Source organism: Pedobacter sp. D749 (genome assembly GCF_019317285.1).
Lineage (GTDB): Bacteria > Bacteroidota > Bacteroidia > Sphingobacteriales > Sphingobacteriaceae > Pedobacter.
This window is the reverse complement of record NZ_CP079218.1, coordinates 2,265,650-2,286,832: the sequence shown is the minus strand read 5'-3', so window position 1 is coordinate 2,286,832 and position 21,183 is coordinate 2,265,650. Positions and strand designations below refer to the sequence as shown.

The following is a 21,183-nucleotide window of genomic DNA, read 5'->3' as shown; positions in this document are numbered from 1 at the left end:
TACTGTAATTTTGTGTTAAGAAAAAAAAGAAAATTATGGGCATGAAAAAAGTTTGGTTTATTACCGGAGCTTCAAAAGGCTTAGGATTAAGTTTGGTAAATCAATTGCTGAAAGCTGGCCAATCTGTTGCGGCTACTTCAAGGAATATTGATGAACTTAAAAAAGCTGTAAATGCAGATACGGGAAAATTCCTTCCACTGGCTGTTAACCTGGCCGACGAACAAAGTGTGGAGGACGCAATAAAAGCGACCATTGCAAAATTCGAAAGAATAGATGTTTTGATTAATAATGCAGGTTACGGCATCGGAGGCAGTATTGAAGAATTGAGTGATTCAGAAACGCGCAACAGTTTTGATGTAAATGTTTTCGGAACATTAAATGTCATCAGAAAAGCCTCACCTTATTTAAGGGCACAACATTCGGGGCATATCATTAATATCGCATCAATTGCAGGTATTGCTGGCGCAACCGGCTGGGCAGTATATGCAGCAGCAAAATCGGCTGTGATTGCATTATCAGAAGTATCGGCCGAAGACCTTAAAGAATTTGGTATAAAAGTAACTGTTGTGGCTCCTGGCGCATTCAGAACCAGTTTCTTAACCGCTGATTCGTTGATGTTGGCAGCAAATCCAATTGCCGAATATGAAGAAGTGCGGGCCATCCATTCCAAATATTTAAAAATGGATGGCCAACAGGTTGGAGATCCGGAAAAAGCTGCTGCAGCCATGATCTCGCTGGCCAGTATGCCTAATCCACCGATACATTTACTATTGGGAAATGATGCTTTTCAAAGGGCAAACACGAAGATAGAGACTTTAACAAAAGAGTTCAAAGACTGGAAAGCCATCACGATTTCGACAGATTTTGACAATTAATCATTAGCTAATGGCGATTTAGCAATCAAAAAAGAGGTTGTATCATAAACCTAATTTCACTAGAATTTGTCACGTTGAGCCTGTCGAAACGCCTTAAAAAGTTTTATGGGATGTACTTCGACAGGCTCAGGATGACAGTGTTATTTTATGATACAGCTTTATCAATTCATTTCATTCTAAAAAAAAATATCATGGAAAATCAAAAAGTTTGGTTTGTAACAGGCGCGTCCAAAGGTCTGGGATTAACCCTAGTAAAAACATTATTAAAAAACGGCATTAATGTGGCCGCAACTTCAAGAAATTTAAACGATTTAATCAACGCAGTTGGTGAACAAGAAAACTTTTTACCTTTAAGTGTTGATTTAATCAATGAAGAAAGTGTAGAGACTGCAGTGAGTCAAACAATTAGTAAATTTGGTCAGGTAGATGTTGTGGTAAACAATGCAGGCTATGGCATGCTTGGTGCGTTGGAAGAGTTAAGCGATAAAGAATCGCGCCAAAACTTCGATGTAAATGTTTTTGGTTCGTTAAATGTAATAAGGAAGGTGCTTCCTCAATTGCGGAAACAACAATCGGGTCATATTTTCAATATTTCCTCTATTGGTGGATTTTCTGGGAATTTCCCTGGCTTCGGAATCTACTGTGCCACAAAATTTGCAGTAGTTGGCTTTACGGAGTCATTAGCGGCTGAAGTAAAATCACTAGGTATCAAAGCAACAGTTGTAGAGCCGGGCTATTTCAGAACAGCGTTTCTTACAGAAGGATCGTTAGCAGTACCAGGTTCGCCAATTGATGCTTATAAAGAGGTACGTGACTCGCAAGCGGCACATCAAAACGACATCAATAATCAACAGCCAGGCGATCCGGCCAAAGCAGTTAAGGTGATTATTGAAGCTGCAAAAAGTGAAAATCCACCGCTTCATTTATTCTTAGGCTCTGATGCTTATCAGGTAGCTGATGCAAAAATTGCAGATGTACAAAGGGATATGGCGAATTGGAAATATCTGGCTACTGCCACCAATTTTGACGAGGTTGGAGCTTAGTATGAACATAAAATAGTCGTCATTTCGAGCGAAGCGCAGCGAAGTCGAGAAATCTGTCTGGATAGATCTTTCTATTTCAATGCGTTTCAGTCGAGATGACGATTATATCTTATAATTCAAAATATCTTCTCCTAAACCACTTTGCCACGTTAACCAACGCAATCAAAGCTGGTACTTCAACCAACGGACCGATTACCCCAGCAAAAGCCTGTCCAGAATGAATTCCAAATACACCAATGGCCACAGCAATTGCCAGCTCAAAATTATTGCCTGTAGCCGTAAATGCAATAGCGGTGCTTTTGCTATAATCTGCACCAAAATATTTGCCAGCAAAGAAGCTGATCACAAACATTACCACGAAATAAATAACCAATGGCAGGGCAATTCGCAGCACATCCATTGGGATGTGCACAATTAATTCTCCTTTTAAACTGAACATTACCACAATGGTAAAAAGCAGCGCGATTAAGGTTATCGGAGAAATCATTGGGATGAAAATTGAGCGGAACCACTCTTCTCCTTTCCATTTAACCAGTATTTTTTGACTTAAAATGCCCATTAAAAATGGAATGCCCAGGTAAATACCCACACTTTTTGCAATCTCTACAATAGAAATTGATACAGCCAAGCCTTTTAAGCCGAATAAAGGAGGCAAAATGGTAATAAAGAAATAGGCGAATACACTATAAAGCAATACCTGAAAAATACTGTTCAGTGCGATTAAGCCTGCAGCGTATTCGCGATTACCATCGGCCAGTTCATTCCAAACCACCACCATGGCAATACACCTGGCTAAACCGATCATAATTAAACCAACCATATATTCAGGATAACCATGTAAAAAGATAATTGCCAGGAAAAACATCAGAATTGGTCCGATTATCCAGTTTAAAACGAGTGATGTGCTTAATATTTTTACGTTTTTAAATACTTCACCTAAATTCTGATATTTAACTTTTGCTAAAGGAGGATACATCATCAGGATCAATCCGATGGCCAAAATAATGTTTGTACTCCCGCTCGAAAATGAATTGATCAAGACCGCTGATGATGGAAAAAAAAAGCCCACGCCCACGCCTAATAACATGGCTAAAAAAATCCAGATTGTTAAATAACGGTCTAAAAAACTTAGTTGTTTTCTTTGAGCTGCCGGTGCACAAACGTTTACTGACATATTAGCCTTTTAGGTTTTTGTCTACAAAATCTTCCACATAAACCTTTACGAGATTTCTCGTATTTCTAAATTCAGCCATGATTTCTTCATCACTACCTACCGCTTTTGCAGGATCGGGAAAATTATGGTGTAGTTTTATGGCCTGTGTTGGGAAATATGGGCAGCTTTCTTTCGCGTGGTCGCAAACAGTAATCACATAATCGAAAGGCACATCAAAATACTCCTCAATATTGTTAGAGGTTTGACCTGAAATATCGATTCCATCTTCAGCCATTACTTTTATCGCCCTTGGGTTAACGCCATGAACTTCGATACCCGCGCTGTAGATTTTAGCTTTGTTTTTAGCGAAATATTTTAAATATCCTTCTGCCAGTTGACTTCTGCAACTATTTCCGGTGCAAAGCACCAATACTTTTTTCATTATTTTAAAATTTAAATTCTTAACAACAACCGCTGCCTGGTGTACAATTATTTTGATCAGCAGCGAGGTTAACCAACTTGATTTTTCTTTTTACAGGCTGAGCAGGTGCACAGCATTCTTCACCTGCTGCGGTAGTACCACAACTACCGCCACGGTTAATTGCTTTACATTGGGTAGCATCAGGTGTTAGATCCAAAATCAGGTTCTCGCCGTCAATTTTAAATTCACCTGGAAACATCTGCCTGGTATCGAACGCATAATTGCCAAATTCAATTTTCACAATTCCATTGGGGTTTAGCGGAAGTTTGCTTTCTACCATGTTAATGATAGATAATACTTTTTTTACTTGCATGGCTCTACCCTCTTCGTCTTCAGTGGGCTCCCATAACTGTACTATAATTTCTGTCCAGGCGTTCATCACTCCTCCGCAATCTACCGAAACAATCGGTGCCTGTTTAATTTCAGTGATGTGATAATTGGCATTCACCCATTTACCCGGAGCATATTGAAACTGGAATAGCAATTCTGGATGTTGTTGAAGTTGAGCTTTAAAGCTGCTCCATGTTGTCGAAGATGTATTGATCATAATATTGCAATTTAACGATTGATTTATATAAAAAATTTTAACAGCAGTTTTGTTCGCCTTTATATGAGGCAAAGAAATCGTCTAGCTGTGTTTGTAATAACTTCCAGGTTTTAGGTTCTATGCAGTAACATATACTCACCCCTTCGATGGTTCCCTGTATAATACCGGCATTTTTAAGTTCTTTTAAATGCTGAGAAATGGTCGCCTGAGCTAAGCCAAGTTCTTCAACCAAATCACCACAGATACAGGTATTCGATTTAAGGATACGCTGAAGAATCGCAATCCGCGCAGGATGTGCCATCGCTTTTAATAAGGCTGCCATCTGGTTCTGTTCTTCAGTAAAGATTTCTGTTTTGGTAAGTCCCATAATTTTACATCGCAATATTGCGATAAATAAATCAGGTACCAAAATTTATTTTTAATTATAGGCTTTCATCAAAAACAGATTATCTAGAGAAAGAATTGGTGTGTTTTTTTGCTACAGAGGCAAGGAAAACACGAAAATTTGGTCGACAATGGCTCTTGCCTTCACTCCGTTATAAATGCAGAGAATTTAATAAAAAGTATCGTCATCTCGACTGGAACGCAGTGAAATGGAGAGATCTATCTCGAGATAAATTTTGCTTCGCAGAGCCTTCGGGTTCTCGACTATGTTGCACCCGATAGCTATCTGTTTCGCTCGAAAGGACGACATTCGAAGGGTAAACAAAAAAAACCGCTGACCAAAAATTAGTCAGCGGTTAAATTCTAAATGGATGTATCGCTATTTCTTGGGTTTTGCGCTCATGTAAAAAGTAAGCTTTCCACCGTTGGTGATATCTGAGTGTTTAATTTTATGATCGGTAATTTCTTTGCCGTTCAATAAAACTTTTTCTACATATACATTTTTATCGCTTTGTTTGATGGCTTCAACAGTAAATGTTTTGCTGTTCTCTAAATTAATTACAGCATTATTAACCAAAGGACTGCCTAAAGAATATACATCAGAACCTGGTGCTACCGGATAAAAACCTAACGAAGAAAACATATACCAGGCACTCATCTGGCCACAGTCATCATTTCCACCCAAACCATCAGCAGTAGGTTTGTACTGCATGTTTAGGATGTGGCGGATCTGCGCCTGTGTTTTCCATGGCTGGTCGGTCCAGTTATAAAGGTAAGCGATATGATGTGCAGGCTCATTACCATGCACATATCCACCAATAATACCTTCGCGCGTAATATCTTCTGTATGTGCAAAAAACTCATCAGGTAAATGCATCGTAAATAAAGTATCTAAACGCATTGCAAATTTCTTTTTGCCGCCCATCATTTCAATCAGCGAAGCCGGATCTTGAGGAACAAAGAAACTGTAGTTCCAGCTGTTACCTTCAATAAAGCCTTGTCCTTCGGTATCTTTTGGGTCAAATTGTTTTTTAAATGTTCCATCTGCCAGTTTCGGACGCATAAAACCAGATGCACTGTCGTAGTTGTTTTTCCAGTTGTTAGCACGTTTGATAAACTCGTCGTAAACATCCATACGGTTTAATTTCTTAGCCAATTGTGCAATCGACCAGTCATCGTAAGAATATTCTAAGTTGTTTGAAACTGAAATGCCCGATTTTTCTGCAGGGATATAACCCTTATCTATGTAATAGCCAATTCCTTCATAGTCACGGTGTTTTGCTGTTGCAATGCAGGCATCCAATGCTTTGTTTGCATCGCCATTATAGGTGCCCTTAATAATCGCATCAGATATTACAGAAACACTATGATAACCACTCATACACCAGTTATCGTTGGCATAATGCGACCAGATCGGCAACATATGTAAACTACTCTGATCATAATGTGCCATCATCGATTTTACCATGTCATTACTTCGGCCTGGCTGTATAATATTAAAGAATGGATGTAAGGCCCTATAAGTATCCCAAAGTGAGAATGTTGTGTAATTAGTAAAGCCCTCAGCTTTATGTACCCCTTGGTCTAAACCTTTATACTCCCCATTAATATCAGTATAGGTTGTTGGATTGATAAAAGCATGGTATAAAGCAGTATAAAAGTTTATTTTATTATCATTTGAGGTTGTTACCTGGATTTTATTCAATTCTTTATTCCAGGTAGTCTGTGCCTGAGCTTTCACTTTTTCGAAATCCCAGCCAGAAATTTCTGCACGCATGTTCTGCAAAGCATTTTCCTGGCTAACTGGCGATAGCGCAAATTTAATTTTAATCTTCTCTCCTTCTTGGGTATCGAAATCGAAGTACATTTTTAACTTCTTGCCTGCAATTTCAGGGAAGTTCTGTTCCTGGTTAAACTTTCCCCAAAAACCTCTGTAAGCCTGTTTAGCATCGTAACTTTTACGTCCATAGCTTTTAAAAGGTTTAGAAAAACTCATTGCAAAATAAACTGTTCTGGTTCTCGCCCACCCATTGGTTTGACGGTAACCGGTAATTAGCGTATCATTCACAACACGAACGTAAGTCCACACGGTTTTTTCTTCGTAATTGTAAATACCAGCCATCAGGTCCAAAATAATATGCGATTGATCCGATTTAGGAAAAGTATATTGATGCATCCCTACCCTTGTGGTTGAGGTTAATTCGGCGGTAATGTTATCATCATCCAATTTCACTTTGTAATAACCTGCCTCTGCAACCTCATTGGCATGAGAAAATGCAGAACGGTAACCACCTTTTGGATCTGATGCCGTACCAGGATTCAATTGTAATTTACCTTGCGTAGGCATAATCAAAAAGTCACCTAAATCCGAGTGCCCCGTACCACTAAAATGTGTATGACTAAAGCCGGTAATGGTTTTATCCTCATATTTATAACCTGCACAATATTTATATACATCGCCATTGTATTTTCCGTTTACTTCGTAGGATAAAGTATCTGTTTCGGGGCTTAGCTGAACCGAGCCAAATGGAACTGTTGCGCCAGGATAGGTATGCCCCATTTTAGATGTACCAATAATGGGCTTAACATACTGCACCAGGTTCTGTTGTGCCGAAGTAATAAGGGCTGATAGCAAAAGACAAGGCAGGATAATTTTTTTAATCATATCTGTTTTAAAATTTAGCTTGTTTTGTTGAAAATTCTAAGGTATTAATTTATCTTCAAATATGCATAAAACATAAAACTAAAACGTTTAAGTAAAATAAAAAATACATTTAATAGGCTTGAAGGTACAACTTATTGTAATTCAAACCTCGCAGGTTTTAAAACCTGCGAGGTTTATGCGTGTTCTTTTTCATTGCCAAAGAAGTCAAGTTATTGCACCGTGTTATTTTAAATTTGACTTCTTTTAATTTATAAGTACAGACGTTGTTGAATAAACCTGCTCTCCCTCCAAGTCCTCGCTCGTTGGACTTGAAGGGATAGCAGGACTAACATCTCCCATTAACAACGTACCACTCGTTTTCAAAAAAATATTGACCACCTAAGCCATTTTAGTACATATAAGTGATAAGCTTAAGCAATTTAGGAACCGCTTTTTACAAGTAACTGACTTGCTTTAAATAATTTCAGCTAAATAAACCTTATTTTTGCATCCAATATTTTTAAGATGAGTAAAAACGGTAGGATTCTGGTTGCCATGAGTGGCGGGGTTGATAGTTCGGTAGCGGCTGTAATGTTGCATGAGCAGGGTTATGAGGTTATTGGCTTAACTATGAAGACCTGGGATTATGCTACTTCTGGTGGTAGCAGTAAGGAAACTGGATGTTGCTCATTAGATAGTATTAACGACGCCCGTACACTTGCTGTAAACTATGGTTTTCCGCATTATATCCTTGATATCAGGGATGAATTTGGCGATTATGTAATCGATAATTTTGTTGACGAATATCTTGCCGGAAGAACGCCTAACCCATGTGTATTATGCAATACACACATTAAATGGGAAGCGCTTTTAAAACGTGCCAATAAACTGGATTGCGAATTTATTGCAACCGGGCATTATGCTAACATCCGTCAGCAAGACAGCGGTCGTTATGTAATTTCAAAAGGAAAAGACGAAAATAAGGATCAATCTTATGTACTTTGGGGTGTTTCGCAAGAGAACCTTTCGCGAACTAAATTCCCATTGGGCAGCTTTGCAAAATCTGATATCAGACAGATGGCTTTAGATATGGGGCAAGAGGAACTGGCCAAAAAATCGGAGAGTTACGAAATCTGCTTTGTGCCGGATAACGATTACAGGGCTTTCTTAAAACATAAAGTAGAGGATTTAGAAGACAGAGTAGCCGGCGGAAATTTCATTTTAAGTAATGGAATGGTTGTTGGACAACATAAAGGTTATCCTTTTTATACCATCGGGCAACGTAAAGGTTTAGGTGTTGCCTTTGGTGAGCCTATGTTTGTAACGCAGATTCTGCCTGAGAGCAATACCGTAGTTTTAGGTAAAGCTGAGGAGCTTGAACGCCGCGAAGCTATGGTACGCAACATTAACCTGATAAAATATGCGAGCATTGAAGAGCCAATGAATGATGTGATTACCAAAATCCGTTATAAAGATGCGGGTATGTTAAGTACAATTGTGCAGGAAAAAGATAAAATGCGTGTGGTTTTCGATCATAATGTTTCAGCAATAGCACCAGGTCAATCCGCGGTATTTTACGAAGGAAATGATCTATTGGGTGGTGGGTTTTTAGTTTAATAGATTGTCAATTCTTCTTATTGAGCATTAATATAATAAGGTTGCGACTCTATATCTAAGCGGTCATCATTTCGAGCGGCCCCGATAGCCATCGGGGCAACGCAGTCGAGAATCCGAAGGTTCTGCGAAGCAAAATCTGTCTAGATAGATCTCTCCATTCCTCTGCGCTTCAGGCGAGATGACGATCTTTTTTTTAAAAGTATTTCATAACTATTCACTTCCCTTAAAAACATTAACAGAAGCTGTTTTCCAATGGATGTAGCCTAAATTACCACAGGTTTGCGCTACGAAGTTTTCTACATCCTCCGGCACATCGTTAACAACACGCCATTTAATCTTATATTTTGGGTTGTAACTGATATACACCACCAGATCGTCGTTACGTTGCCCAATGGCTTGTAAATGCTGCAAATGGATATCCTGTAAATCTGCGGCAGCAACTCTCAATCTTTCATTCATGATTTTACCTAATGAAAGATCTGGTCTAAAATCTGTTTCGAATATGGCTAAAACGGTAACGGTCATATAAAAAATAAATATATCAGCAAACAAAACCAAGTTAGAAGCTTTTTGTTTAAAATCATCTTTTAAATACAAAGAGTTATCTTAAAATTCTTTGTATTCTGTCACTTCAAAAGCAAATCTATACTAAAAAAATTAGTATCAAAATTTATTTTTATATTTTTTTTAGTCAACATGAAAATTATAGAAATGCATGACACGGGCGATGATGAAGGTTAATAACTCTTATATTGTGTATAACTATCTTAAACATCTGATAGCTAGGTAAGTTATCCATATAATAAAAGTAGAGCTTATGAAAAAGTGCATCTATGTAGTGGAAGACAATCCGAGTATCAGGGAAATCATCGAATTTTTATTGATCGAAGAACTTTATGAGGTAAAGACCTGCCCTAATTCCAACGATTTTTGGCTTCAAATGAGTAAACATCTGCCAGATATGGTAATTCTTGATATTATGTTACCAGATGGAAACGGGCTGGACATCTGCAATACCCTCAAGCGAAATATTAAAACACATGATATTCCGGTTATGATGATGTCGGCCAATAACCACTTGAACGCAGTGAAGGCCAAATGTGATGCAGAAGATTTTATCAATAAACCTTTTGATCTGAATGATTTTGCCAGCAGGGTTGATAAATATTTAGCAGCGTAATCTTTTAATTCAAAGTCATTAGTTCACAGTCTTTAGTCGATTATTTAATTTTACTAATGGCCAGTGAACTAATGACTAATTAACCATCTAAATTGATATACTTTCGATTGCTTTATCCAAAGCCACTTCCTTTAAATCCGGGATGCTTACGCCTTCTGCTCGATATGCGGTAATATCGGTCATGCCCATAAAACCAAGAACGGATCTTAAATAAGATTCTGTAAAATCATAAGGTTTCATCGGTCCTTCTGAATATACACCACCGGAAGAAATCGCCAGGTATACTTTTTTGTTTTTTACCAAACCTTCAGGGCCCTTTTCTGAGTAGCTGAATGTTTGACCGACACGTGCAATATGATCGATCCATGCTTTTAAAGTAGAAGGAATGCCGAAATTATACAACGGTGCACCGATTACAATCACGTCAGCATCTTTAAGTTCGGCAATAGCCTCATTCGAATGTTTTATCGCTTCCGTAAATTCTGCCGTGTGATTTTCTAGCGGTGTAAAAAAAGAATTGATGTGTACCTCTTCCAAATGGGGAAATGGGGTATTGGTAAGATCGCGTGTAGTTAAAGTGCTTCCAGGATTTGCGGCCTGTAATTTTTCAACAATTGCATTTCCCAATTTAATACTGAAAGATGCTTCACCCCTCGGGCTTGATATTAGATGTAATATTTTCATTTTTTTGCCTTTTTATGTCTGGCAAAATTATAGATACGAAGTATCAAAAAGCTATTACTATACCAAAGGATAGCGCTATCCTTTGGTATAGTAGCAATTTCATTTCCATAAAAAAGGGCCTATTTAAGCGTTAAATACTGCTTTTGATTTAACAACAAGTTTTTTAATTCATTATAATTTACATCCTGAATATTGACTTTATGATCTATTGCCAAAGAGGCAGCAGTAGCAGCTGATTCGCCCAGGATCATAAATACAGGCTCCATCCGTACAGATCCGTACGCAATATGTGATGATGACAAACAAACGGGTACCAATAAATTTTTACATTCGGTTTTCCTGGGCACAATGGCCTGATAGGAAATACTGTAGGGTTTCGGTGCGTTCACCCCTATATCGCCTTCATTTTGCACATATCCTTCAGCGGTTACATACCGTTGTACATTGTGAGAGTCTAAGGCATAAGACCCCATCCCTATCGGATTTAGCACTTCTTTTTTGCCGAGCACTTCGTTCTCCGTCATTACGAAATCTCCTATCATTCTCCGGGCTTCCCGTACATAAAGCTGATAGGGCCAGTTTCCGTTATCTTTAAATTCATCTTTTGCCAAACCCCATTTTCTAACCTGTTGCTGAATTTTTTCGGGCATCCGCGGATCGTTGGCCATGAAGTACATTAATCCTTTTTGATAATTTTCGTGGGCTTTAATAATTTCTTTGCGCTTTGTGTAGTCTGCCTCAGGATAGGCATAATTCATTCCGATGAAATCGGTACTAAATGGTCCGTGGTTATTGGTATCTGTTTTATGGTTCGGAATAGGATCGTATTTATTAAAAAGCTCATTCCAGCCAGTGCTAAATACCCTTAACAGCAACTCGTAATCCCTGGCATTGTAGCGGTCTGGTTTCGGGAATTCAATTTTGTTTTCTGGTTGATCAGTCAGGCACATCCGGTAGCAATAGGCCTGAACTTTATGGTCTTCCGTTCCGTTCGGCCTAGGTTGATCAGTAGAAATACCTGGTAACAGGCCGCTTGTTTTATCTTCGGGAATTTGATAAGGATCGGTATTATTTTTAAAATAATGCCCATGCTGAAAAACCAGCGCCTGTACCCCATTCCACTTCTCGTTATAGGTATGGTTTGCTTCCCTGCCCACATGATAGCTTACTTTAGCTGCAGCCATTAAATCGCCTTCATAAGTGGCATCGATATACATTTTTGCATTAAAAATTTTGCCGGATAAGGTTTTGATACTGATAATCTTGCCATCTTTCATCTTTACCCCCTGTTTTCGCTCCAGCCATTCATTGCGGTAAATTTTTAATTTATTTTCTTTGACAAAGTCTTCCATAACCTGCTCAGCAACATGAGGCTCGAAAATCCACATGGTCCGATCTTTCCCATCAATAGCAGGTGTACCTTGTCCTTTATTGCCATATTCTTCTTTTTTCTGCCATTCCCAGGCTCCAGATTGCTGGTAATGCTGATAAACTTTCTGATAAAATGTTCTGGCAAGGCCACCAATTACTGATTTGTCTCCCGTGTCGGTAAAACCTAACCCTGAAGATGACAAACCACCTAAATGCCGATCGGGTGAAACTACGATAACGCTTTTACCCATCTTTGCAGCTCGTACGGCTGCAATTATACCGGCTGATGTTCCACCATAGATTACAATATCTGCCTGATAGTGTTGCGCTCTTGGCTTAGCATAAGCCGTAAAAAAGATTGAGCATAAGGCTATAAAGCACAAGACAATTTTCTTCGTTGGTATGAGGAGCATCTGCAAACAAAACCTACAGCATTTACTATAAATTTCTGCATATTGGGTTTCACTTTCTAGTTGTGAAAGGACTAAAAATCCTACATCTGAAAAACTTTTTGCTGGCAACATATATTGGTTAGGTTTAAACAAATATATTAATTATTTAAACTTGCAAATCCAGTATAAATCGATTTTATTATAGCATAAGGGCAAAATTTACCATGCTAAATAACTTAAAACTATTATTTAGCCAGGGCTTGAATCCGTTTTAAATGTTTTTTTAATACTGGTAAATATTTATTCGCATATGCTTTAACCTCCACATCCGTAGACTGCGTTGCCTTTTCAAATAAAGAAACTGCATCTTGATGATCGGCAATCATCATATCAACATAAGCTTTATCAAATGAAGCCCCATTTAAGCTTTTCAATTTTTCAATCGCATTGGTCACGTCAGCTTCAGTAGCACCATTCGTGGGTTTTTTTGCCAGTCCGGTATTGCCTGCTTCACCTCCGGCATTTTTGGTTCTTGAGGTATCCCGCATGTTGTCAGGTGCCGAATCTACCCTTCCATCTGGTCGTAGTTCACCTTCCGGCATGCTCATTGGTAAATTTACTTTCTTAATTTTCGCCAATGCCCTTAATTCTTCATTTGCCCTGGTGTGATCATCAACCATCATTTGGCCAAATGCCTTTATCTTTTTATCTGTTGCTTTCTCTGCCGCAAGTTTACCGGTTGATACCTCTTTCATTCCGGCAATAGTCGCCTGTTGCAAAAATTGTGCAGTGGTTAAACTATCTTGTTGCTGGATGTAATCAAATGATCTTGTATAATGCCATTCTGCTTTTGCAAATGCATTAAACGACGCTGTTGAAATGATCATTCCTACTAAAGCTATTTTCCTGGTATTGAAATGGTTTTTCATTGTAGATTAATTAAAGGTAAATACATTAATAAAACCTGTTAACAAGTAAAAAGGTTTAGGGAAAATATTGACTGCCTAAAACTTACAACGTATAGGGATTAATAATTTACATTTTACCTAAACCTAATCTGTTTTCAACCTGTTCTTATAAGAAAATATTTATGCTATGGAAAATCTAGAAAACAATCAACCAGAAGAAGAAATTCAAAACATCGAACAGTTCCAGATCAACCGTTCGGAAGGAAATGCAGCCGATGGTCATGCTACTCCTGAGTCATCTGAAGATAATGAATATACAGAGGATGAAGTGCAATATGCTGATGGTGAAGGCACACAATTAAATGAAGAAATTGAAGGTCCGGAAGACGAAGAAGAAGATGACGATGCTGAAACAGAAACAGATGACTATAATGAATCAGATATAGAAGAACTGGATAAAGATCCAAATGCTTATGATGAGGAAGATAGTGAAATGTTATAAACCAATAATTTTCGTTAAAGATGCCAGATTTTAATAGTCTGGCATTTTTATTTAAACAGAGATGATCCGCAATATTTACAAAACAGGGCATCACTATCGTGCCCTTCCCTACTGCAACCTGGACACGATTCTGGCATTTCTTTTTTATGTTTTGCAGCCATAGCGATATCATGGGTAATAATACCTGTGGGTACAGCAATAATAGCATAACCGATCAACATGACTACAGAGGCGACAAATTTACCTAATGGCGTAATAGGGGAAATATCGCCATAACCAACAGTAGTGATGGTTACAATGGCCCAATAAATACTTTCTGGAATATTTGAGAACCCATTTTCCCGCTTTTCTACCAAATACATAATCGAGCCCAGAATTACGGTGATGGTTAAAACCGTTAACAGAAAGATACTGATTTTTCGAACACTGTTTTTTAAGGCCTGGGTTAAGAAATTAATTTCTGTTAAAAAATGTCCCAGTTTGAAAATCCTGAAAACACGCAGCAATCTTAACGCCCTAAAAACCAACAAAGATTGTGCGCCAATAAAAAATATACTTAGGTAAGATGGTAATAAGGCAATCAAATCTATGATACCCAAAGGACTGATGACATACCTGATTGGTTTGCGGATACTCACCAACCTTAAAATATATTCGATGGTGAAGAGTGCGGCAAAAATCCATTCCATGACATTGAACAGCTTACCATAATGTTGGTGAATACCAACAACACTATCAAGCATTACCACAATAATGCTTGAAAATATTGCAATTAATAACCCAACATCAAAAGCTTTACCCGCAGGTGTATTCGATTCGTAAATAACTTCGTGTAGTTTAAAACGCCAATCTTTAGGTGAATCTGATGCCATAATTTTTCAAGGAGTTTTAAAGGTAACAGAAATTACCCATTTACCACTTCTCCACCATTAACATGTATTACCTGTCCGGTAATAAAAGAGGCATCATCTGAGGCCAGGAAAACATAAGATGGTCCAAGTTCTGAGGGTTGTCCTGCCCTTTCCATTGCCGTTTCACTCCCAAAAGATTTGATCTTTTTTTCGTCAAAAGTAGACACGATGAGTGGTGTCCACACTGGTCCGGGTGCCACCGCATTTACACGGATCCCTGTTTTGGCTAAATTTGTAGCGAGTGAACGGGTAAATGATGTTATTGCGCCTTTAGTTGAAGAATAATCGATCAGGTTTGGCGAAGAGCGATAAGCCGTTACTGAAGTGGTATTGATAATCGCATCTCCTGCCTGAAAATGCTTTAATACTTCATCAGCAAAATAAAAATAACCAAATATGTTGGTGCGAAATGTATCTTCCAGCTGTTTATCGTCAATCTTTTTCGGATCTTTCTGAGGAACCTGCATTCCCGCATTGTTGACCAGAATATTGATCTTTCCAAATTTTTTGACGGTTGTTTCGACAGCTTTTTTACAAAATGCAGGCTTTTTAACGTCGCCCTTAATTAATAAACAGTTTCTACCTTCAGCCTCCACCATTTTCCGGGTTTCCTTAGCATCAATATCTTCATTTAAATAAACAATGGCTACATCAGCACCTTCCCTTGCAAAATGAACTGCTACTGAACGGCCAATGCCGCTATCTCCACCGGTAATCAATGCGACCTTATCATTCAATTTTCCTGCTCCCTTATAATTTGCTTTAATTACTTCTGGTCTTGGATCCATCTTAGCTTCTATGCCTGGTTGGTTATTCTGTTTAGCAGGTGTTTTTTGAGTTTTCATACTTCAATTTCAAGTTAAAACTTATTCAACTGTTCAATAAACAAGCATGCACCGGCAAAGTTTTTTATAAATCGAAAATGAGCAAGATGAATGTTCAAGAAGAACTCCGGATCGAACTGATATCTGCAGGTTATAAAAATGAAAAGGATGAAATAACCTGGAACCATTGAATATATTTCTGTTACTAAATGGTACGATCTAAATTAAATCAGGCTAAACATATTAGGGGCAGTTGATGTTAAATTATTTATGAAGTTTGTTTTGCTATCACTTTTATTCTGCTCTTTTTATGCGAAATCCTTTGCTCAATATGCTGATAGTACCAATTACCATGTTCTGCTTACTTCAACCGGATCGATTAACCGAACCAATGAAGACCGTGCCTATTTGTTGAATAATGCACTAAATTTTGGTCTTAAAAAGAAAAGTTTCGTATTGAATTCTACTTCAGCCTGGCTTTATGGTAAACAGAACAACAGTTTAACCAATAACGATTTTTCTACTACCTTAAATTTTAACCTGTATAAAACCTTCCCTCATTTTTATTATTGGGGTTTAGTGAATTACAATACAAGTTATTCTTTAAAATTAAAAAATCAATTGCTGGCTGGTGGAGGCATCGCCTATAGCGTATTAGATAAACCCAATGCTTATATCAACCTGAGTGATGGGGTATTATTTGATCAAAGTAGCTTAATTGTAGGTGATAGCTACCACACTTATCGGAATTCATTAAGGTTACAATATCATTTTATAATCAAAAACCTGATTACCATTGACGGGAATCATTTTTTGCAGAATTCCTTCTCCAGAAAAGGTGATTACATTATCCGTTCATCGGCAACTCTTGGGTTAAAACTTCGCAAGTGGATTAGTTTAACTACAGCATTAAACTATAATAAGCTGAATATCACCAGGAGCGAAAACTTGAACCTCACTTACGGGTTAACACTTGATAAATATTTTTAGGTTAGCATTCAGTCCGAAGTCCTCAGTCTGTAGTCCAAAGTCTTGAGTAGATTATTTAGATTAGTCACCCTGAGCGGAGTCGAAGGGCTGTTTAGTTGGAGCTGGGAGTCAATTAACCAATTTAAGCACTTACGCCATTAGCTGACCATTAAGAAGTTAAGAAAGTTAAGATTTTAGAAATTGCTATAAGCTCCTGTTTATCACGAAATAAGCCTGCGTTTGAGCTTTTGGCATTAATTAACCCGTTAAACCAATGACAATTGAACTAATGAATCTATTTACGCTGACAACAATTCTGCCTGGTTCAGACTCGCATAAGCTTTAGCCTGCACCACATTACCAATGATAATAATGGCCGGATAAGTTAAACCCGCCTGTTCTGCAGATTCCTGTAAATGCTGCACCGAACATACTACTTGTTTTTGATTGGGTAAGGTAGCGTGCTGAATAATTGCAGCAGGCATGTCACCTATACCCGCATCGCAATAGGCTTTAGAAATTTCGCCAACTTTTTTCATACCCATATATATCACTACTGTAGCCGAACTTTTCATGGCACATTTTAAATCGTTGGTTAAACTTCCATCCTTCTTGGTTCCGGTAAGGATCCAAACACTTTCACTAATTCCACGGTGTGTTAAAGGCACATCGATAAAACCTGCGCCCTGCATACTACTTATACCTGGAATGTAATGACATTTAATCCCCCTGGTCTCCGCATAAATCAATTCTTCAAATCCTCTACCAAAAATAAAAGGATCTCCACCCTTTAAACGCACTATTACCTGGTAATTTTGGGCATTTTCGACAATTAATTCATTTATTTTCTCTTGTGGGGTATATTTTCCATAAGGTTGTTTACCAACATAGATCATTTTACAGGCTGTAGGAGCAATTTCGAGCAATTTTTCATTACTTAAGTTGTCATAAAGAATAACTTCTGCTCTTTTTAATACATTAAACGCCTTCATTGTGATTAATTCCGGGTCTCCAGGACCTCCGCCCATTATAAAAAGTCCAAAATCAGTAGTTTTTTGATTCATAATTTTAATGATTTAACTATTTAAATATAAAAGTGATGAAAATTTATTAAAAAGTTAAATATTTTATGATAAAAATCATTCTTTATTAACTTTTAAGTAATTAAAATATATATTTGTATATCAAAAATCATATAAATATTAAAATATATAATTTAATCATGATTATTTGATGATAAAAAACATCAAAACAAATAATCTGGAATAAAAACAGCCAACAGAAACTAAAAAACACTAAACACCTTGAGATTTATGAAAGAACCACAAATAATCGTAATAGGAAATGGAATGGTGGGATATAAATTCTGCGAAAAGCTTAGGTCAAAAACTTCTTCTTTTAATCTTATTGTTTTTGGAGAAGAACCCCTTAGGGCTTACGATCGTGTTCATTTAAGTGAATATTTTAATGGCAAAACCGCCGACGACCTCTCCCTTTCTACAGAAAACTGGTATCTGGAACAAAATATTACCCTATTTCTTAACAACCCGGTTACTAAAATAGACCGCAATCTTCAAAAAGTTTACACCGCCAATGGTTTAGATTATAGCTACGATATCCTTGTTTTTGCTACGGGTTCTGGCGCATTTGTTCCTAACATCCCCGGAATTGAGAAAGAAGGTGTTTTTGTTTACCGTACTATAGAAGATCTTGACCTTATTAGTAGTTATGCAAAAAAGTCAAAAACAGTTTCAGTTATAGGAGGAGGTTTATTAGGACTAGAAGCCGCTAAAGCATTGATAGATCTGGGGATTGAAAAAACCAGTATTATTGAATTTGCGCCACGTTTAATGCCGCGACAAATTGATGCTGCTGGTAGCGACATGCTTAAATCAAAGCTGGCAGATTTAGGTTTACAGATCCATTTAAATAAAAACACCACAAGCATTGAAGGTGATGGCCGTATTACTGCATTAAAGTTTAGTGATGATACCGCTTTAGATGTTGATATGCTGGTAATCTCTGCGGGCATAAAACCACGCGATGAACTAGCGAAAGCCTGCGGCATTGAGGTTGGTCCACGTGGTGGTATTGTGGTTGACGAAAAAATGCAAACCAACGATCCGGCTGTATTTGCTATTGGCGAATGTGCTTTATACGACGGAATGATTTATGGTTTGATTGCTCCGGGTTATGAAATGGCCGAAGTGCTGGCTGCGAACCTTTGTGAAGGCGACAAAACCTTCACAGGATTTGATATGAGTACCAAACTAAAACTGATTGGCATCGATGTAGCCAGTTTTGGTGATAATTTTATCACCGAGCCGGATTGCCGCACCATCATCTTCGAAAACAAACACAAAGGAGTTTATAAAAGAATAAATGTTAGTAATGACGGGCAATACCTTTTAGGAGGTATATTAATTGGAGATGCAACAGCGTATAACCTGCTGTTGCAAACCTCTAATAACAAAATTGTTTTACCAGAAGATCCGGCAGAACTGATATTGGGTGCGCGTGGAGGCAGTGAATCTGCAGGCGGAGCGGGAATTACAGGTTTACCAGATAGTGCATTAATATGCAGTTGTGAAGGTGTTAGTAAAGGCGATATCTGTTCTGCAGTAGCAGACGGCTCTTGCGAAAATATTGATGACCTGAAGAAATGTACCAAAGCAGGCACAGGTTGTGGCGGCTGTTTGCCGATGGTGAAAGATTTAATGAGTCATACTTTAAAATCGCAGGGTAAATACATCAAAAATGTAATCTGTGAGCACTTTAATTATAGCCGGCAAGAGCTTTTTGACCTCATTCACATTCATGAACTAAAAAGTTACGACGAAGTATTGGATGCTTTGGGTAAAAATGATGGTTGCGAAGTCTGCAAGCCGCTGGTATCCTCACTCCTTGCCAGTCTTTGGAACGAAATGATTCTTAAAAAAGGAAACGACGTAGCTCAGGATAGCAACGACCGTTTTCTGGCCAACATTCAAAAAGGTGGCTCATATTCTGTAGTACCAAGGATTCCGGGTGGAGAAATTACACCAGACAAATTGATTGTAATTGGCGAGGTCGCTAAAAAATACAACCTCTACACCAAAATTACAGGCGGCCAGCGGATAGATATGTTTGGTGCACACCTAAACGACCTTCCTGTTATCTGGGAGGAATTAATTGCTGCAGGTTTTGAAAGCGGGCATGCTTACGGAAAAGGCTTAAGAACAGTTAAAAGTTGCGTAGGAAGCACCTGGTGCAGATTTGGCTTGCATGATAGCGTGAGTTTTGCCATCAGAATAGAAGAGCGGTACAGAGGTATCCGTGCACCGCATAAATTCAAATCAGCGGTAAGTGGATGTATCAGGGAATGTGCAGAAGCCCAAAGTAAAGATTTTGGCATTATTGCCACCGAAAAAGGCTGGAACTTATACGTATGCGGAAATGGTGGAAGCAAGCCTCAACATGCCCTTTTACTGGCAACAGATCTCGATAGTGAAACCTGCATTAAATACATCGACAGATTTTTGATGTTTTACATCCGAACAGCAGATCCACTTACCCGAACCGCAACCTGGCTGAATAAAATGGATGGCGGAATAGATTACTTACGGAATGTAATTACAAACGATAGTTTAGGCATGGCAGCCCAGTGGGAAAATGAAATTGAGAATTTAATCGCCTCTTATAAATGTGAGTGGAAAGAAGCCGTTGAAAACCCTGCCATAAGAAAAAGATTCTCTCATTTTGTAAATGCACCTGAAGACAAAGACCCAACTATAGAATTTGTTGAAATGCGTGGGCAAAAGAGAACCGCTGAATGGAAAACAGTTTAATCAAGAACCTTTACAAACCTAATAAACCCCTAAATGATGAATGAACAATCAAATTGGCTGGCGGCCTGCCGAGTCGAGGATGCCATTGAGAACGGTGGCGTTTGCGTAAAACATGGTGAAGATCAGATTGCACTTTTTTATTTCACCAGGAGAAATGAGTGGTACGCCACGCAAAACGAATGCCCGCACAAAAAGCAAATGGCATTGAGCCGTGGAATGATTGGCTCCACTACCGATGAACCTAAGGTAGCCTGCCCTTTTCACAAAAAAACATTCTCATTGAGTACCGGCGAATGTTTAAGCGGCGACGAATGCGCCATAAAAACCTATCCTGTAAAGGTAGAAAACGGAACTGTTTATATTGGCACTACGCCAAAATCTTAACCTGACCCCTTAAGATTTAAACTTTACCGGATAAAGATTTAACCTAAACCAAACCGACATGAAAATTTCTAATTATGTAGCCATGACAGGCTGCCTTGCACTTACCTTGTTCTTTTTTTCTGCTAAATCGCAAACTAAAGCCGTTTTATTCGATGGAACTATCGTTGCCGGTTACGTGGATCATGGTGCTTTTATAAACTGTACCGGTCCAAGCATAAAATTCAGCAAAAAACCTTACACAGTTTTACTAGGGTTACTTCCAAGTTTACGTATTAAAGAAGATAAAGTAGCTGCCGGCGCGCCAAAAAATGCTGCCCTCACCCCTAACCTTGGCTTTGGATTAACAACGGCATTTCGGCATGTAGCCTTACAAGTACCCTTATACTATAATCCTAAAACTGCAGTCAAAAATGGTGAGTGGAACGTTGGTGTAGGTTTAGGCTATAAATTTTAACAGAAATCAATTTATCACGCTTACATCAACCAT

At 38.3% G+C, this 21,183-nt stretch carries 21 protein-coding genes; 9 read left to right on the top strand and 12 right to left on the bottom strand.

Annotated features, from left to right (window positions below; translation table 11 throughout):
* Positions 1-41: 41 nt before the first annotated feature.
* Both KYH19_RS09135 and KYH19_RS09130 read left to right on the top strand, forming a co-directional pair.
* Positions 42-875, top strand: a complete 834-nt coding sequence (locus KYH19_RS09135; RefSeq protein WP_370630301.1) for an SDR family NAD(P)-dependent oxidoreductase — start codon at positions 42-44, stop codon at positions 873-875.
* 191 nt (positions 876-1,066) lie between these two features.
* Positions 1,067-1,918 (top strand): SDR family oxidoreductase, encoded by an 852-nt coding sequence (locus KYH19_RS09130; RefSeq protein ID WP_219078447.1) that lies wholly within the window; start codon positions 1,067-1,069, stop codon positions 1,916-1,918.
* Positions 1,919-2,027: 109 nt separating this feature from the next.
* On the opposite strand, the gene arsB is transcribed toward KYH19_RS09130, so the two are convergent.
* The 5 genes from arsB to KYH19_RS09105 all read right to left on the bottom strand — a co-directional run bounded on the left by arsB (position 2,028) and on the right by KYH19_RS09105 (position 7,148).
* Positions 2,028-3,092 (bottom strand): ACR3 family arsenite efflux transporter, encoded by a 1,065-nt coding sequence (arsB, locus tag KYH19_RS09125; RefSeq protein ID WP_219078446.1) that lies wholly within the window; start codon positions 3,090-3,092, stop codon positions 2,028-2,030.
* Between the two features lies 1 nt (position 3,093).
* Positions 3,094-3,513, bottom strand: a complete 420-nt coding sequence (locus tag KYH19_RS09120; protein WP_219078445.1) for an arsenate reductase ArsC — start codon at positions 3,511-3,513, stop codon at positions 3,094-3,096.
* A gap of 19 nt (positions 3,514-3,532) precedes the next feature.
* Positions 3,533-4,099: a DUF6428 family protein gene (locus tag KYH19_RS09115; RefSeq protein WP_219078444.1), complete on the bottom strand. Its 567-nt coding sequence runs from the start codon at positions 4,097-4,099 to the stop codon at positions 3,533-3,535.
* 37 nt (positions 4,100-4,136) lie between these two features.
* Positions 4,137-4,466, bottom strand: coding sequence for a helix-turn-helix transcriptional regulator (locus KYH19_RS09110; RefSeq protein WP_219078443.1), 330 nt, complete (start codon positions 4,464-4,466; stop codon positions 4,137-4,139).
* 396 nt (positions 4,467-4,862) lie between these two features.
* On the bottom strand, positions 4,863-7,148 hold the full coding sequence (locus KYH19_RS09105) for a GH92 family glycosyl hydrolase (protein ID WP_219078442.1): 2,286 nt from the start codon (positions 7,146-7,148) through the stop codon (positions 4,863-4,865).
* 504 nt (positions 7,149-7,652) lie between these two features.
* Between KYH19_RS09105 and mnmA the strand changes: the two genes are divergently transcribed.
* A complete protein-coding gene (gene mnmA, locus KYH19_RS09100) occupies positions 7,653-8,744 on the top strand; it encodes a tRNA 2-thiouridine(34) synthase MnmA (protein WP_219078441.1) in 1,092 nt (363 codons plus the stop codon).
* A gap of 210 nt (positions 8,745-8,954) precedes the next feature.
* Here mnmA and KYH19_RS09095 read toward each other — a convergent pair whose 3' ends face one another.
* Positions 8,955-9,269 (bottom strand): hypothetical protein, encoded by a 315-nt coding sequence (locus tag KYH19_RS09095; RefSeq protein ID WP_132402316.1) that lies wholly within the window; start codon positions 9,267-9,269, stop codon positions 8,955-8,957.
* 292 nt (positions 9,270-9,561) lie between these two features.
* On the opposite strand from KYH19_RS09095, the gene KYH19_RS09090 reads away from it, so the two are divergent.
* Positions 9,562-9,924 carry a PleD family two-component system response regulator gene (locus KYH19_RS09090; protein ID WP_219078440.1) on the top strand — a complete coding sequence of 121 codons (363 nt, stop codon included), beginning with the start codon at positions 9,562-9,564 and terminating at the stop codon, positions 9,922-9,924.
* Between the two features lie 87 nt (positions 9,925-10,011).
* On the opposite strand, the gene KYH19_RS09085 is transcribed toward KYH19_RS09090, so the two are convergent.
* From KYH19_RS09085 to KYH19_RS09075, 3 genes are all read right to left on the bottom strand, one after another.
* Positions 10,012-10,608 (bottom strand): FMN-dependent NADH-azoreductase, encoded by a 597-nt coding sequence (locus KYH19_RS09085; protein WP_219078439.1) that lies wholly within the window; start codon positions 10,606-10,608, stop codon positions 10,012-10,014.
* Between the two features lie 119 nt (positions 10,609-10,727).
* A complete protein-coding gene (locus tag KYH19_RS09080; RefSeq protein ID WP_255562602.1) occupies positions 10,728-12,503 on the bottom strand; it encodes an FAD-dependent oxidoreductase in 1,776 nt (591 codons plus the stop codon).
* Positions 12,504-12,616: 113 nt separating this feature from the next.
* On the bottom strand, positions 12,617-13,300 hold the full coding sequence (locus KYH19_RS09075; RefSeq protein ID WP_219078438.1) for a DUF4142 domain-containing protein: 684 nt from the start codon (positions 13,298-13,300) through the stop codon (positions 12,617-12,619).
* Between the two features lie 166 nt (positions 13,301-13,466).
* Here KYH19_RS09075 and KYH19_RS09070 point away from each other — a divergent pair, with 166 nt between their 5' ends.
* Positions 13,467-13,781 carry a hypothetical protein gene (locus KYH19_RS09070; RefSeq protein WP_219078437.1) on the top strand — a complete coding sequence of 105 codons (315 nt, stop codon included), beginning with the start codon at positions 13,467-13,469 and terminating at the stop codon, positions 13,779-13,781.
* Between the two features lie 47 nt (positions 13,782-13,828).
* Here the strand turns inward: KYH19_RS09070 and KYH19_RS09065 are convergent, their stop codons facing one another.
* Complete coding sequence (locus KYH19_RS09065) at positions 13,829-14,653, bottom strand: ion transporter (protein WP_219078436.1); 825 nt, start codon at positions 14,651-14,653, stop codon at positions 13,829-13,831.
* A 32-nt stretch (positions 14,654-14,685) separates the two neighbouring features.
* Positions 14,686-15,537, bottom strand: a complete 852-nt coding sequence (locus KYH19_RS09060) for an SDR family oxidoreductase (protein ID WP_219078435.1) — start codon at positions 15,535-15,537, stop codon at positions 14,686-14,688.
* Between the two features lie 249 nt (positions 15,538-15,786).
* Here KYH19_RS09060 and KYH19_RS09055 point away from each other — a divergent pair, with 249 nt between their 5' ends.
* On the top strand, positions 15,787-16,506 hold the full coding sequence (locus KYH19_RS09055; RefSeq protein ID WP_219078434.1) for a DUF481 domain-containing protein: 720 nt from the start codon (positions 15,787-15,789) through the stop codon (positions 16,504-16,506).
* 278 nt (positions 16,507-16,784) lie between these two features.
* On the opposite strand, the gene cobA is transcribed toward KYH19_RS09055, so the two are convergent.
* Positions 16,785-17,549, bottom strand: coding sequence for a uroporphyrinogen-III C-methyltransferase (gene cobA, locus KYH19_RS09050; RefSeq protein WP_219078433.1), 765 nt, complete (start codon positions 17,547-17,549; stop codon positions 16,785-16,787).
* 249 nt (positions 17,550-17,798) lie between these two features.
* Between cobA and nirB the strand changes: the two genes are divergently transcribed.
* From nirB to KYH19_RS09035, 3 genes are read left to right on the top strand one after another with little or no spacing between them, the layout of a single operon-like run.
* Positions 17,799-20,312, top strand: a complete 2,514-nt coding sequence (gene nirB / locus KYH19_RS09045) for a nitrite reductase large subunit NirB (protein ID WP_219078432.1) — start codon at positions 17,799-17,801, stop codon at positions 20,310-20,312.
* Between the two features lie 36 nt (positions 20,313-20,348).
* Positions 20,349-20,696, top strand: coding sequence for a nitrite reductase small subunit NirD (nirD, locus tag KYH19_RS09040; protein WP_121285009.1), 348 nt, complete (start codon positions 20,349-20,351; stop codon positions 20,694-20,696).
* Positions 20,697-20,754: 58 nt separating this feature from the next.
* Positions 20,755-21,150, top strand: a complete 396-nt coding sequence (locus KYH19_RS09035) for a hypothetical protein (protein ID WP_255562601.1) — start codon at positions 20,755-20,757, stop codon at positions 21,148-21,150.
* Positions 21,151-21,183 lie beyond the last annotated feature (33 nt).